Raw genomic sequence first — 13,115 nt, forward strand, 5'->3', positions numbered from 1 at the left:
GTGTTACAGTTCTTAGCAAATTTAGCGATGATTTTTTCTTAGGTTTTTTGATGTCTCGCCATTTAATGAAAATCAAGGTTCTAGCTCTAGCTTCAGCTCTACTGACTTGCTCAGTGAGTGCGGTGGCTAAAGATCTACTATTGTGGCCAGTTGATGGGCGCGAATCGCCGGTTAAAGCTGAGCAGGAGAGTGCTCGTTGGGTGCAATTCTTGGTCGAAAAAGGTCGATCTGAATCTATCTCAGTCGCACTGCCCAGTGAATTTGGCGTCGGGCCACTCTTCTACCCTCAACTGGTTCAGGGCAAAGCCATTGATGAAACACTTCAACGCAGTGCGGCCGGCACCGGAAATGGTGCTGCAGTGCTCGTGCAATTGAACGAGGGTGGTATCAATTGGCGATTTATTAAAGAGGGTGTAGGTCAAAATCTTCGTACTTCCGTGACCAGCGATGGGCTTGCCTTGGGTGTGAGTTGGCTAAAAATGCAACTGGATTTAGAGGCGGGTCCGGCCATTGATGAGCGCTCCACCGCTGATGAAATAGTCGAGCAGCCCAATGCTAACACCGCAGACGTAGAATCGATTAAACCGGAAAGGGTTGAGGCTCCAACGGCTCAGGTAGATCAGGTTGCGCCTCCGGTTATCTCGGCTGTTGAAACCGCTGCGCCCGTTTTACCCACACAGAGCTCTGCGATTGTTTCCAGTAACTATCAACACACTGGTCATGAGATCAGCGTGACAGGTCTGGATGATCTCTCTTCACTGTTACGAGTGACAGGTAAACTACGTGAGACAGAGGGTGTTAAATTTTTGTATGTGTCACAGATGAACGACGTTGAAATCCGTTTAGTGGTGGGTTCTGATCTCGGGCTTGCCGAACTGAGTGCTCTATTGGTTGAGCAATCTTGGTTAGAGGAGACGGGTATTGATGCTTACCAGTACAAACCCTTTCAGCTGGAAGAGCCAGCAACCCTTGAAGCCTTATTAGAGCCTTTGTCTACTGATAGTGATGCTACTCTTGTGCCTGAGGCAGAAATCACTCCATCAATTGAAGAAGTGATCGAATAATGCAGCAGCGTTGGTTTATTCTCTCAGTTCTAATTGTTATCACAATCCTTCTATATCTATTGGCACCGGTATTAAGTCCCTTTGTTGCGGGTGCTCTATTGGCATACATATCAGACCCTATTGCTGATCGATTAGAGGCAAAAGGCATGGGTCGAACCCCGGCCGTCATTGTTGTATTTACCTCCTTAGCCTTGGTTCTGGTGGGTGCATTACTGCTGCTGATACCACAGTTGTCACATCAAATTCAGATTGTCGCTCAGCGAATTCCAGTAGTTATCGAACTGGTTAACAACGAGTTGATCCCTCTGATTGAAGCTAACTTAGGTCTGTCCATTGCTAAACCGGATCTGGCTCAAATTACAGCCGTGTTGGCTCAACACTGGCAGAGTACCGGTTCAATCGCGACCGCTCTTATATCCTCTATTACACAGTCTGGATTGGCTATCGCTGCTTGGTTAGCCAATCTGGTATTGATTCCAGTCGTCACTTTCTATCTGTTGAGAGATTGGGACACGATGGTCGCAAACATCGCTGAGTTGTTGCCAAGAAATCTAGAACCTAAGGTCTCTATCTGGGCAAAAGAGTGTGATTTTGTCCTCGGTGCTTTCATGAAAGGGCAGTTAGTGGTCATGCTGGTGTTGGGTGTTATCTATGCGATAGGCCTGGCACTTCTCGGGGTAGATCTTGCTCTGCTGTTAGGATTGATTGCAGGGTTGGCGAGTATCGTTCCTTACCTTGGCGTGATCATTGGCATTCTCTCCTCTTCGGTTGCGGCCTATGTTCAGTTCCAAGATCCGACCATTCTTCTTGGTGTAGCAGCGGTCTTTATGGTCGGCCAACTGCTGGAAGGTATGGTCCTGACCCCGAAACTCGTCGGTGATCAGATCGGTCTTCATCCGGTTGCGGTCATTTTTGCGATTATGGCGGGTGGTCAGCTGTTTGGCTTCATTGGTGTGTTGTTGGCGCTGCCGGTGGCGGCTATTATTCGCGTGTTATTGTCACATCTTCACAGTGGCTATAAACAGAGTTCGCTTTACCATCACGCAGTTGATCAGGATGAACCCTCAGTCTGATGTCCCTCTCATCACAGAATACTCCTCAGCAACTCCCTTTAGGTGTTCAGCTTCGCAGTGACGCTAAGCTATCTCGTTTTGTACAGTCCCAACAGAGTGCATTAATACCAGCGTTAAAGGGTTTGATTAATATACAAGAGAATCAGTCTCAAGAGTCCTTTGTCTATCTATACGGTCGCGAGAATACCGGTAAGAGTTATCTTCTTCAGGCAGTCTGTAACGAGGCAGAGCTTCTCGGTATTTCGGCGATCTATCTACCACTGAGTCAAACCGATGAACTGTCGATAGAGATGCTAGAAGGGTTAGAATCTTTTCAGTTGGTCTGTTTGGATGATGTTGACTCTGTGATTGGTGATTCAGCTTGGCAAGAGGCGCTTTTTCATCTATTCAATCGCATTCGAGACATTGGCCACTCATTGTTGATCAGTGGTATGGATTCGCCCGCAAATAGTCAAATAGAGCTTCCAGACCTTCGTTCACGCTTGGCTTGGGGGCTGACTTTTAAGCTGGAGGCTCTCTCGGATGAGCAGAAGCGAGAAGCGATTCAGCAGGAGGCTGCCGCTAGAGGCTTGGTGTTGGCTGATGAGGTTGCACAGTATCTACTGAATCATGGTGAGCGAGATCTTTCGAAACAGTATGAATACCTTGATCAGTTGGATCGAGCCTCATTGCAGGCGCAACGAAAACTGACCATCCCCTTTGCTAAACAGGTGTTGGGTTGGCTGTGACGCTGCAACGCCTTTTTGATCACCCCGATTTTATGGCCATCTACAAGCCGATAGGCGTTGGGATGCACTCTGAGTCAGGAGAGTTGGGTCTTCAATTGCTTGCTGAACAACAGTTTGGGTTAAAGCTTTGGATGGTGCACCGGTTAGATAAGGTGACATCGGGCGTGCTTCTGTTCGCTAAACATGCCGAAGCAGCCGCGCAGCTATCAAACCTGTTCAGTGAACAGTCGATTCAAAAAACTTATCTCGCCCTAAGCCAATCGAAGCCGAAACGAAAGCAGGGTCGCATCAAAGGTGATATGGCAGCAGCTCGCAATGGAAGTTATAAGCTGCTCAAAACTCAGTCTAACCCTGCTATTACTGACTTCTTTTCACTCTCTATTGAGCCGGGTTTACGTCTCTTCGTCTGTCGACCTAAAACCGGTAAGACGCACCAGATTCGAGTCGCCCTGAAAAGTGAAGGTGCGGCAATACTCGGTGACCAGCGATATGGCCAGCCCTCTGATCGTACCTACCTGCATGCTTGGCGTATCGCATTTCAGTACCAAAAAGAGGCTTTTCAGATAGAGTCAGCCCCTCTAGAAGGTGAGTGGTTCAACAAAAACACTTTTATCGACAAGCTGAAGCAACTTGAAAATGGCAACTATTGGCCAGAACATTGGCTTAAGAACCAGAATTAATGAGACAAAAGTTATGAGTGATGATCGAGTCATTAGAGATTTTACACTGCGCAGCAAAGAGGATCGTGAAGAGCTGCTACTGCATACCTGGTGCGACCATTGTCAGAAAGTGGATCTGGGTATGAGTGATCCTGTTGAGTACGAACTGCACGGTATTATCTTTCTGGAAGGGAAATGCCAGATGTGTGGAGAGGTTGTTCTGACTGAGATTACAGACGATGAATTCTGATTACCTTGATCGATTCGCAGGTATTGGGCGCCTCTATGGCACTGATTCACTCGAAAAGTTTCACAAGGCTCATGTTGCCGTTGTCGGTTTAGGTGGCGTTGGCTCCTGGGTGGTAGAGGCGCTTGCCCGGAGTGGTATCGGTGAGCTTAGCCTCATTGATCTAGATGAAATTTGTGTCTCAAACACGAATCGCCAGATGCATGCGGTTAGCTCAAATTTAGGTGCCTCAAAAGTTCAGGTGATGGCGGATCGTGCGCGCGAGATTAATCCCGATTTAATTATTCACGAGCATGAGTGTTTTGCGACGCAAGATAATCTTGCCGACCTGTTGGTTGAGCCGATTGATTATGTCGTCGATGCCATTGATAGTGCCGGTGTTAAAGCAGCAATGATTGCGTACTGCCGTCGCCGCAAGATTCCGATCGTTACTACCGGCGGGGCTGGTGGGCTCATTGATCCGCTTAAAATCGAAGTAGCTGATCTAAGTAAAACTCAGCACGATGCGCTGGCCGCTAAGGTTCGTTCAATATTGAAACGCCATTTCGGGTTCAGTCGAAGCGGTAAACGATTTGGTGTCGAGTGTGTCTTCTCGCAGGAGCAGGCTAGGTATCCACAGTTGGATGGATCTGTCTGTGCAACAAAAAACTTTGGTGAGAGTGATGTGCGTTTAGACTGTTCTGGAGGCTTAGGAGCAGTTACTTCAGTCACGGCTGCGTTCGCAAATGTTGCAGTAAGCCGAGTGTTGATCAAGATGAGTGAGCGAGTCGCCCGAGAGAGAAAACAGGCCGATCAGAGCTGAGTCTGACCGGCCAAAGAGCAATATGCTTTGGAGGCTTAAGCAGCCTGAGTTAGACGTGCTAGCGCTGATTCACGAGTTGTGCGAAGTTCGCTAACAAAAACACGGCTTAGACGTTTGCTTGTAGTGTCAACCAACTCAGCCAGTGCTTGGCTGCGAAGTGCTTGAGCTTCTTTGATTGCTGCTTCTAGATCTACAGTTGCGTATGTGTAAGGCATGTTCATTTCCTCTAATTCGTTTCGCTGTTCAATTTGTGATCATACTAAAGGTGTATAAGCCTCTCGACAAACGATCCTTTTTTGATTTATTGTTGAGTTAAATTCACTTACAGGAATCTTCTATGCGACGCTTACCACCACTTAATGCTCTTCGTGTGTTCGATGCTGCTGCCCGCCATGGTAGCTTTAACCGCGCCAGTGAAGAGCTTTGTGTCACGCCATCGGCGGTTAGCCATCAGTTGAAGTCACTTGAAGAGTTTTTAGGTGTTGAGCTTTTTAAACGTGAGAAGCGAACCATTTCGTTGACGGCTGCAGGGGAGCGTTATTTACCCTCGGTGCAGATAGCCTTAGACGAACTGGAGCAGGCGACACGCAGATTGGTTGCAGCGCCTAATACCAACGTGGTGAAGGTGAGCATCGCGCCAGCCTTCTTAACACGTTGGTTGGTACCACGCATCACGCGTTTTCAAGAGCGCTTTCCTGAAGTTGAGCTTCGAGTTGAATCTTCTATTGAGTACATCGACTTTGATAACTCCGAGACTGATATGGCTGTCTATTATGGTACTGGCCATTGGAAAGGCATCGAGTCGCATATGATGCGTAATATCTTTCTGACACCCGTCATGAGTCCCAAACTCCTTGAGGGTAAAGATCCACTCAACACACCCAAAGACATGCTAAACCACACTTTGATTAATGTCTCAGGTCGTAGTCATGAGTGGACAAAGCTGCTCCAAGAACAGGGGATCTCCATCACTGAGATAAACAAAACCATCTCCTTCTCCAGCACCTCGTTGGCGGTATCGGCGGCATCAGAAGGGATCGGTATAGCACTGGCAGATACTGCTCTGTTGGGCAGAGAGCTAGAGAGTGGTCGCTTAATCGCGCCCTTTGATATCAGTTTGGATAGCCATAACGCTTTCTATCTGGTCTACCGCAAGAATCATGGACTAACGCCTGCAATGATGGCCTTCCGTGACTGGATTCTAGAAGAGATGCAAGCGGATATCGATGCCGCTAACGTTGGAAACTAGTTTCAATGCAGCGTATTAAGCCACTCCTGACGGCGTTGTTAATCATTCTGCCGCTGGGCGTCAGTGTCTATCTTTTGCAATCGGTGTTGAGTGGCTTTTTAGAGCGATATCCCATAACAACGGATTGCGATGTTAATTTGGAGACCTGCCTAATTGAGCTCCCTTCAGGTAACGAGAAGAGCAGGGTGCTAAGCCTCAGCATGAATCCAAAGCCAGCAAAATCTCTAGTGCCTCTGACATTCAGCTTTACAGTCGATGGGCAGCAGCCTGCGAGTGCCTGGCTCGATCTGCAAGGGACCACTGAGTATATGGGTATCAACCAGACACCGATTAAATTCAATGGTGAGAGTTGGTCGGGAGTCACCGAGCTTTCAGTCTGCACGACGGGGTTAATGGTCTGGAAGGCTCGCTTGATCATTACCGAACAGGATGGCGAGAGTTACCCTGTCGATTTCTTTTTTGAGGCAGAGTGATTTTTCTGTTGGAGCCATATCGAAGATGTGGCGGTCTTTTCGGTGACAGGCCTTCAGCCTGTCATCCGCTGTTGAAATCGATCGGGGTTTCAGCTGAGCTGAATTCCCTCCTACAATAGGACTTCGCGATAAGCCCGCAACGGAGTCCTACTGTAGGAGTGAATTGCCCGTAGGGCAAACCACGAAAATATTCCGAAGCCAGTCACTGGGAATAAAAAAGCCCCGCATTGCGGGGCTAAAAAGGAATCTTCAATCGATGAAAAATGAAGAAAACGAACACAAGGGATTTGTTCGTTACCTAATCCATTAGGCATGTATTAAATATAAGTCTTATTTGTGCGGTGCACAATATGTAAAAGCTGATTTTTAAGTCAACTTATTTATAAGACTCAATCCTGTATGCTGCGGTGCGGAATAAGGCTACTCTTCGATAATTAGATTGCTCTTTCTGAATGGGTGTGCGGCATAGGTGCCCATGACGCGAACCTCTTTAGCAAAGAAATGAAGCTCTTGTAGGGCTAGCTGCATGGCTGGCTCTTGAGGGTGCGAGGCTACATCTAGGTGGAAGCTGGTGACCTGCATCGTATCCGAAGCCATGTAACTTTCTAGCTTAAGAATGTTCAGGCCATTAGTGGCAAAACCACCCAATGCTTTATACAGCGAGGCTGGGATATTTCGAGCGGTGAACAGGATCGAGGTCATGAACTCTTTGTCAGCATCGTATTCCGGCACCTTACTGTCACGTGCCAGAATTAAGAAGCGCGTGGTATTACCTTCGACGTCTCTAAACCCCTCTTTGACGATATCTAAACCATAGAGTTCTGCAGCAAGTGAAGAGGCGATAGCGCCTAGCTCTGGATCTGGATTCTCTGAAAGATCCGACGCAGAGCCTGCCGTATCAAGTGCCGCGATAGGTTCAAGTCCTAGTGCTCGAATGTTGCCATCACACTGTGCCAGCGCCTGGGGGTGTGACCAAACACGTTTTAGCTGCTCAACTTTAGTGCCCGGAATAGCGAGTAGGCAGTGATTAACCGGCTCAAAGTGTTCAGCAATGATGTGCAGTTGAGTCTTAGGCATTAAGCGGTAGATCTCTTCGACACGACCGGCAGTGCTGTTCTCAAGTGGGATCATCGCTAAACGCGCTTCACCACGTTCAACCATAAACATTGCATCAGCAAAGCTCTCACATGCGTGTGCCTCCAATTCTGGGTGGACACGGGTACAAGAGAGGTGAGAGTAGGCACCAGGAACACCCTGATAAGCGATTTTTGCGGGTAGGTCTGTCATATAAACTGCTTAATGAGAGAATTAAAGCGATATTATTGCACATCTCTTTACTCGGCCAATAGCCTTCAGAGGACTGAGGGAAGTTTTAAAGATAAAAAAACCTGCCGAGCGTGAGCAGGGCAGGCTTTTATTCAAGTCAGATTTTAGAGTGCATATATGACTGCAAGCAGACCGGTTACCGACATCGTAATCGTGTAAGGCAGTGCCATCCACACCATCGTACCGTACGAGAGGCGAATCAACGGAGCAATCGCAGAGGTTAGCAGGAATAGGAACGCTGCTTGACCGTTAGGAGTCGCTACCGATGGGATATTAGTACCGGTATTTACAGCAACTGCTAGGTGGTCAAACTGTTCACGAGTGATATCACCTGCATTCAATGCTGCTAGGATCTCATTAATGTAGACCGTCGCAACAAATACGTTATCCGAGATTGCCGATAGCACACCGTTTGCAATGAAGAAGACAGATGGCTGTTGGCTTGGCTCTAGTGAGAGTGCCATGTGAATGATCGGCTGGAACAGGTGTTGATCGTGAATCACGGATACTACGGTAAAGAAGACAACCAGCAGCGCGGTGAAAGGGAGTGCCTCTTCAAAGGCTTTACCGATCTGGTGCTCTTCTGTGATGCCGTTGAAGGCGGTCAATAGAATGATTACGGTCAAACCGATCATGCCCACTGGGGCCAAGTGGAAGGCTAGACCAATAACTAGGAATACAGCTACTGCAGCCTGAACGATTAGGCTAACGCGCTGTTTCTTAGTCATCTTAGCCGATTGATCTTTATCGTAATCAACCAGAATTTGGCGAACATTCTCTGGCAATTTAGCGCCGTAACCGAAGGTGCCGGTCTTCTCTAGTACTACAACGGTTAGAAGGCCAACCGCCAGTACAGGCATAGTGATCGGTGCCATGCGTACGAAGAACTCAATAAAGGTCCACTCTGCTTTCTGAGCGATCAACAGGTTTTGTGGCTCACCGACTAGTGTACAGACGCCGCCTAAAGCTGTACCCACAGCACCGTGCATCAAGAGACTTCTTAGGAATCCACGGAAGTTTTCTAGGTCTTGGCGACGCTCTTCATGAACGTCATGGTCAGACGTATGGTCGTGTGCCGAGTCGTTATTTTTGCCCGAAGCGACCTTGTGGTAGACCGAGTAGAAACCGACACCAACACTGATCAATACAGCAGTCACTGTCAACGCATCTAGGAAGGCTGATAGAAAGGCTGCAGAGATAGAGAAAAGCAGAGAGATCGTTGTCTTAGAGCGAACCTTAACCAGTATCTTAGTGAAGACCCACAGAAGAAGGTCCTTCATAAAGTAGATACCAGCAACCATGAACATCAACAGAAGGATGACTTCTAAGTTGGCGTTGATCTCGTGGTATACGTTATGTGGATCGGTTAAGCCGATCACGACCGCTTCAATTGCAATCAAACCACCCGGCTGAAGTGGGTAACATTTAAGCGCCATCGCCAGTGTGAAAATGAATTCGAAAATGAGCAACCAGCCTGTTACGACAGGGCCAGCTGTTAAAAGTAGGATAGGATTGGCTACAAGGAAGAAAAGGATTGCTTGCTTGTACCAAATTGGCGAGTTGCCCAAAAAGTTTCGGGTAATTGCCGACATGGTTGATTGATTCATGTAGGGTCCTTACAGTTATTTTAATTTGCCCAAAAGCAAAAAAGCGCAAAGATTATAAGGTTATTCCTTTATTTTGGAAACTGTGGTTTTAATACTTTAGTTTTATATAACTATTACAAATAAGCATTGCCGTTTTTAGGGGGTCTTTTTGAACTACTTAATTGCCCATCAAAATCGTCTGATCTTAGCTGACTCAAAACTAGGGGTCGTGTTGGATCGTATTGATCTCTCCCTATCTTTTGACAGCGAGTGTGAGATCGAACGTTACCCTGTGTTACCGGGCTATGAGTTGGTCAGAATGTCTGAGGTACCTGACAGTGCCAAAGTAGTGGATCTTCGAGCTGAACTTGAACGGTCCGATCCATTCCAGTACCAGTTGCTCTCCAGAGCTCAGCAGTTATTGAATTGGCGAGTAAATCATCAGTTTTGTGGTCGCTGTGGAGGCAGCATGTCGTTCGGTTTAACGGAGATGGTCTTGAAATGTTCGGACTGTGGGCATCACGCTTACCCGAGGCTATCTCCCTGTATCATCACTCTCGTTGAGGACGGAGATCGTATTTTATTGGCCCATAATGCTAAGTTCACACCCAATCGATTCAGTACGCTTGCAGGTTTTATCGATGCTGGCGAAACAGCTGAACAGGCGGTAGCACGAGAGGTCAAAGAGGAAGTGGGTGTTGAAATCAGCGATATCCGTTACTTCAAAAGTCAGCAGTGGCCATTTCCTGATTCACTGATGTTGGCGTTTTTTGCTCAGTATGCAGGTGGCGACATTAAACCTGATGGTCACGAAATATTAGAAGGGCGTTGGTTTACCAAGGAAGAGCTGCACACTGTGGTTCTGCCACCCAAATTCGCTATTTCTAGAGCGTTGATCGACGACTGGGTTGCACGTCAAAGCTGATTTGCAGCTATAGCTGGGTATCAGTGCCTAAAGAGTTTGCCTAGCTTGGTGGCCAGCATAACATCGCCTTCGGCGCGCAGTTGACCTTTCATAAAAGCACTCATGCCATCGATCTCACCCTGTATAACACCAATGAAGGTCGCTTCATCCATAATCAGAGTGATGTTTGGATCGGAGTGCTCACCCCAGTTGGCGTCTAGCTTTGAATCCTCGATCGTTAGGTAGAATGAATCTGCATCATTCAACGAGAACTGAAAGGTCTTATTTAGACCTTTGGCGTTGTCAGAATTGAATCGATCTTGCAGCTTGTTGAAAACCTGCGTGAGGGTGACGTTTGAAGACATAAAAACCTAGCGCTCATTAGAAGTGGCTATGTTAACCTACCCCTCTCTGTTAATCGACTTTCTTACGAGGTAATCAGTGGTCGAGTTTTTTTCTGAATACGGTCTTTTCTTAGCTAAAACGGTCACTTGGGTGGTTGCGATTGGGCTGGTGCTTGCGATGATTGCAGCGGCGGCTCAAAAACGTCGTAAGCCTAACGACGGAGAGATTGAAGTCGAATCGCTGAATGATCACTTCACCGAGCTAAAGGAGACGTTAGAAGACCACATATTGGATGAGCATCGCCTCAAACAGATGCATAAAGCGCAAAAGAAGCAGGATAAAGAGGAGGCTAAAGCCCGTAAAAAGGCCGCCAAGTCCGATGCTCAAGCAGAAGAGGATCGCAAACGAATCTATGTCATCGACTTCGATGGAGATATCCAAGCCTCTGAAGTCGACAAGATGCGCCAAGAGGTCACAGCAGTTCTGACACTAGCAAGAGAGGTCGACGAAGTGGTTGTTCGTCTAGAGAGTCCTGGCGGTTTGGTTCATGGCTATGGCTTGGCTGCATCACAATTAGAGCGCATTCGTCGTAAGCAGATTCCACTGACGGTGTGTGTCGATAAAGTGGCTGCCAGCGGTGGTTATATGATGGCTTGTATTGCTAACAAAATTGTCGCAGCTCCCTTTGCACTGATCGGTTCCATTGGTGTGGTTGCACAGATCCCCAATTTTCATCGCCTTCTTAAGAAGAATGACATCGATTACGAAGTGTTAACGGCCGGTGATTACAAGCGAACTCTAACGATGTTTGGCGAGAACACCGAAAAGGGGCGTGAAAAGTTTGTTGAGGAGCTAGAAGATACGCACGCTCTTTTCAAAGAGTTTGTCTCTGACTACCGCTCGGATTTAGATATCGAAAAAGTCGCGACGGGTGAAGTCTGGTTTGGACGTCGCGCCATTGCCAATGGTCTTATCGATCAGATTGAGACCAGTGATGACTATCTGGTTAATGCCGCTGATGAAGCGGATATCTACAAAGTGAGCTATCAGGTGAAGCAGAGTCTACAAGAGCGCCTCGAACACTTTGGAGTCTCGGCCATTACCGGCATTGCTGGTAAAGCTTGGTCGAGCCTGACGCAGAGCCGTTTCTGGGCGCGCTGATGAGTCGTATTGAGATCTCCATTGATGATCAAACCTTAAGGTTACTTACTGATTCAGGTGAGCAGAGTTGGAGCGTCTCAACGGCTTTAAACGGGTCGGGAAATCTAAAAGGGTCAGGCTGTACACCGCTTGGGCAGCACAAGGTAAAGCTTAAAATTGGCGAATCTGCACCGATCAATAGTGTCTTTGTTGGTCGTCGATCAACCGGTGAAATCTACTCAGAAACGCTTGCCAAGCATTACCCGGAACGCGATTGGATTTTGACACGAATCATCTGGCTACAGGGTATGGAGTCCGGCTTCAATCGTGGTGGTCAGGTCGATACACTAAGTCGTTTCATCTACATCCATGGCACACCTGACACTGAGCCGATGGGGGTGCCTAAATCACACGGCTGCATCAGAATGAGAAACCAGGATCTGATTGAACTGTTTGATCAGGTCAACAACAACATGATCGTAAATATTACGGCTTAATTGGAGAGAGTAATGAGCAGTGGCGCCCTAATGCTGGATATTGCTGGGACTGAGTTAACGCCCGCTGAGGTTGAGACGCTCAAGTCTTCCCAAGTGGGAGGGTTGATTCTCTTTGCTCGTAACTACCAAAACCCTGCACAACTTCGACAACTTATGACGTCGATCCGTCAGGTCCGTCCTGACCTGTTAGTGGCGGTCGATCAAGAGGGTGGTCGTGTGCAGCGATTTAAAGAGGGCTTCACCCGACTGCCACCAATGCGAGTATTCAGTGAAGCTTGGCAGGACAACCCGAGCAAAGCGGTCGCTTGGGCTCATGAGTTTGGCTGGTTGATGGCGACAGAGTTGCGCGACTATGACATCGATATCTCATTCGCCCCTGTGTTAGATCTCGATTACGGCCACTCAGAGGTGATCGGCGACCGTTCGTTTGGCACCGATAGCGAACAGGTTGAAGCACTTGCGGGAGCCTTCATGTCAGGCATGCATGAAGCGGGCATGGCGACCACGGGTAAGCACTTTCCAGGGCATGGCTGGGTGGAGGTGGATTCACATTTGGGTCTTCCAGAAGATCAGCGCAGTTTCGCTGAAATTGATGCTCAAGACCTACAGCCCTTTGCCAAGTTGATTAAACGCGGCTTGGATGCGGTCATGCCGGCCCATATTAAATACACCAGTGTCTGCTCACAGCCCGCAGGCTTCTCAGAGTTTTGGTTGCAACGCCAACTGCGTGAGCGATTAAGTTTTGATGGCGTGATCTTCAGTGATGATCTCTCTATGGAGGGTGCAGCAGAGACTGGCAGTTATTCTGATAGAGCCGATGCCGCGCTGGCAGCCGGGTGTGACATGGTGCTTGTCTGCAACGCCCCCGAGCGTGCTCAGGAGGTACTTCAGCATCTAAGCAGCATTGGGCACACTGGCTCAAATCGAATTGTAAGAATGCGTGCTAGACCTAAGCGCCCGAGTGATTCAGAACGCTTAGCTCGCGTAAGAACGATGGCGAAAGAGTTGGTCTAACTGATTAT

General features: G+C 48.0%; 16 protein-coding genes. 12 read left to right on the forward strand and 4 right to left on the reverse strand.

Going from position 1 to position 13,115, the window contains the following annotated elements; genetic code table 11:
* Positions 1-50 precede the first annotated feature (50 nt).
* The 6 genes from XMM383_RS00900 to tcdA are packed head-to-tail and all read left to right on the forward strand — an operon-like array spanning position 51 to position 4,573.
* On the forward strand, positions 51-1,064 hold the full coding sequence (locus tag XMM383_RS00900) for a hypothetical protein (RefSeq protein WP_173481542.1): 1,014 nt from the start codon (positions 51-53) through the stop codon (positions 1,062-1,064).
* A complete protein-coding gene (locus tag XMM383_RS00905) occupies positions 1,064-2,137 on the forward strand; it encodes an AI-2E family transporter (protein WP_173494366.1) in 1,074 nt (357 codons plus the stop codon). The genes XMM383_RS00900 and XMM383_RS00905 overlap by 1 nt, the downstream gene beginning before the upstream one ends.
* Positions 2,137-2,865: a DnaA regulatory inactivator Hda gene (hda, locus tag XMM383_RS00910; protein ID WP_173481540.1), complete on the forward strand. Its 729-nt coding sequence runs from the start codon at positions 2,137-2,139 to the stop codon at positions 2,863-2,865. Before XMM383_RS00905 ends, hda begins: the two co-directional genes overlap by 1 nt.
* Positions 2,862-3,545: a TIGR01621 family pseudouridine synthase gene (locus tag XMM383_RS00915; protein WP_173481539.1), complete on the forward strand. Its 684-nt coding sequence runs from the start codon at positions 2,862-2,864 to the stop codon at positions 3,543-3,545. The genes hda and XMM383_RS00915 overlap by 4 nt, the downstream gene beginning before the upstream one ends.
* A 13-nt stretch (positions 3,546-3,558) precedes the next feature.
* A complete protein-coding gene (locus XMM383_RS00920; protein WP_173481538.1) occupies positions 3,559-3,774 on the forward strand; it encodes a hypothetical protein in 216 nt (71 codons plus the stop codon).
* The gene (gene tcdA / locus XMM383_RS00925; RefSeq protein ID WP_173481537.1) at positions 3,764-4,573 is read left to right on the forward strand and encodes a tRNA cyclic N6-threonylcarbamoyladenosine(37) synthase TcdA; all 810 of its coding nucleotides are present in this window, start codon (positions 3,764-3,766) and stop codon (positions 4,571-4,573) included. The genes XMM383_RS00920 and tcdA overlap by 11 nt, the downstream gene beginning before the upstream one ends.
* 35 nt (positions 4,574-4,608) lie before the next feature.
* Here the strand turns inward: tcdA and XMM383_RS00930 are convergent, their stop codons facing one another.
* Positions 4,609-4,788: an RSP_7527 family protein gene (locus XMM383_RS00930; protein ID WP_173481536.1), complete on the reverse strand. Its 180-nt coding sequence runs from the start codon at positions 4,786-4,788 to the stop codon at positions 4,609-4,611.
* A gap of 122 nt (positions 4,789-4,910) precedes the next feature.
* Between XMM383_RS00930 and gcvA the strand changes: the two genes are divergently transcribed.
* Both gcvA and XMM383_RS00940 read left to right on the forward strand, forming a co-directional pair.
* Positions 4,911-5,822 (forward strand): transcriptional regulator GcvA, encoded by a 912-nt coding sequence (gcvA, locus tag XMM383_RS00935; protein WP_173481535.1) that lies wholly within the window; start codon positions 4,911-4,913, stop codon positions 5,820-5,822.
* A gap of 5 nt (positions 5,823-5,827) precedes the next feature.
* Complete coding sequence (locus XMM383_RS00940) at positions 5,828-6,295, forward strand: hypothetical protein (protein WP_173481534.1); 468 nt, start codon at positions 5,828-5,830, stop codon at positions 6,293-6,295.
* A gap of 420 nt (positions 6,296-6,715) precedes the next feature.
* Here the strand turns inward: XMM383_RS00940 and XMM383_RS00945 are convergent, their stop codons facing one another.
* Both XMM383_RS00945 and nhaB read right to left on the reverse strand, forming a co-directional pair.
* Entirely contained in the window at positions 6,716-7,582 is an 867-nt protein-coding gene (locus tag XMM383_RS00945) for a prephenate dehydratase (RefSeq protein ID WP_173481533.1), read from the reverse strand.
* Positions 7,583-7,725: 143 nt separating this feature from the next.
* Positions 7,726-9,228: a sodium/proton antiporter NhaB gene (gene nhaB, locus XMM383_RS00950; protein ID WP_173481532.1), complete on the reverse strand. Its 1,503-nt coding sequence runs from the start codon at positions 9,226-9,228 to the stop codon at positions 7,726-7,728.
* Between the two features lie 148 nt (positions 9,229-9,376).
* Here nhaB and nudC point away from each other — a divergent pair, with 148 nt between their 5' ends.
* Positions 9,377-10,132: an NAD(+) diphosphatase gene (gene nudC / locus XMM383_RS00955; protein ID WP_173494367.1), complete on the forward strand. Its 756-nt coding sequence runs from the start codon at positions 9,377-9,379 to the stop codon at positions 10,130-10,132.
* Between the two features lie 20 nt (positions 10,133-10,152).
* On the opposite strand, the gene XMM383_RS00960 is transcribed toward nudC, so the two are convergent.
* Positions 10,153-10,476: an SCP2 sterol-binding domain-containing protein gene (locus XMM383_RS00960; protein ID WP_173494368.1), complete on the reverse strand. Its 324-nt coding sequence runs from the start codon at positions 10,474-10,476 to the stop codon at positions 10,153-10,155.
* A gap of 76 nt (positions 10,477-10,552) precedes the next feature.
* Here XMM383_RS00960 and sohB point away from each other — a divergent pair, with 76 nt between their 5' ends.
* The 3 genes from sohB to nagZ are packed head-to-tail and all read left to right on the forward strand — an operon-like array spanning position 10,553 to position 13,107.
* A complete protein-coding gene (sohB, locus tag XMM383_RS00965) occupies positions 10,553-11,617 on the forward strand; it encodes a protease SohB (protein WP_173494369.1) in 1,065 nt (354 codons plus the stop codon).
* Positions 11,617-12,093 carry a L,D-transpeptidase gene (locus XMM383_RS00970; protein WP_173494370.1) on the forward strand — a complete coding sequence of 159 codons (477 nt, stop codon included), beginning with the start codon at positions 11,617-11,619 and terminating at the stop codon, positions 12,091-12,093. Before sohB ends, XMM383_RS00970 begins: the two co-directional genes overlap by 1 nt.
* Before the next feature lie 12 nt (positions 12,094-12,105).
* Positions 12,106-13,107 (forward strand): beta-N-acetylhexosaminidase, encoded by a 1,002-nt coding sequence (gene nagZ / locus XMM383_RS00975; RefSeq protein ID WP_173494371.1) that lies wholly within the window; start codon positions 12,106-12,108, stop codon positions 13,105-13,107.
* Positions 13,108-13,115: the final 8 nt, after the last annotated feature.

The organism is Marinobacterium sp. xm-m-383, assembly GCF_013283255.1.
In the GTDB taxonomy this organism is placed as follows: domain Bacteria; phylum Pseudomonadota; class Gammaproteobacteria; order Pseudomonadales; family Balneatricaceae; genus Marinobacterium_E.

Coding starts and splice junctions, on each gene's coding strand:
- XMM383_RS00970 (WP_173494370.1), top strand. CDS start 11,617: ATGAGTCGTATTGAGATCTCCATTGATGATCAAACCTTAAGGTTACTT.
- XMM383_RS00960 (WP_173494368.1), bottom strand. CDS start 10,476: ATGTCTTCAAACGTCACCCTCACGCAGGTTTTCAACAAGCTGCAAGAT.
- hda (WP_173481540.1), top strand. CDS start 2,137: ATGTCCCTCTCATCACAGAATACTCCTCAGCAACTCCCTTTAGGTGTT.
- XMM383_RS00945 (WP_173481533.1), bottom strand. CDS start 7,582: ATGACAGACCTACCCGCAAAAATCGCTTATCAGGGTGTTCCTGGTGCC.
- nagZ (WP_173494371.1), top strand. CDS start 12,106: ATGAGCAGTGGCGCCCTAATGCTGGATATTGCTGGGACTGAGTTAACG.
- XMM383_RS00900 (WP_173481542.1), top strand. CDS start 51: ATGTCTCGCCATTTAATGAAAATCAAGGTTCTAGCTCTAGCTTCAGCT.
- XMM383_RS00920 (WP_173481538.1), top strand. CDS start 3,559: ATGAGTGATGATCGAGTCATTAGAGATTTTACACTGCGCAGCAAAGAG.
- XMM383_RS00940 (WP_173481534.1), top strand. CDS start 5,828: ATGCAGCGTATTAAGCCACTCCTGACGGCGTTGTTAATCATTCTGCCG.
- gcvA (WP_173481535.1), top strand. CDS start 4,911: ATGCGACGCTTACCACCACTTAATGCTCTTCGTGTGTTCGATGCTGCT.
- tcdA (WP_173481537.1), top strand. CDS start 3,764: ATGAATTCTGATTACCTTGATCGATTCGCAGGTATTGGGCGCCTCTAT.
- XMM383_RS00930 (WP_173481536.1), bottom strand. CDS start 4,788: ATGCCTTACACATACGCAACTGTAGATCTAGAAGCAGCAATCAAAGAA.
- XMM383_RS00905 (WP_173494366.1), top strand. CDS start 1,064: ATGCAGCAGCGTTGGTTTATTCTCTCAGTTCTAATTGTTATCACAATC.
- nhaB (WP_173481532.1), bottom strand. CDS start 9,228: ATGAATCAATCAACCATGTCGGCAATTACCCGAAACTTTTTGGGCAAC.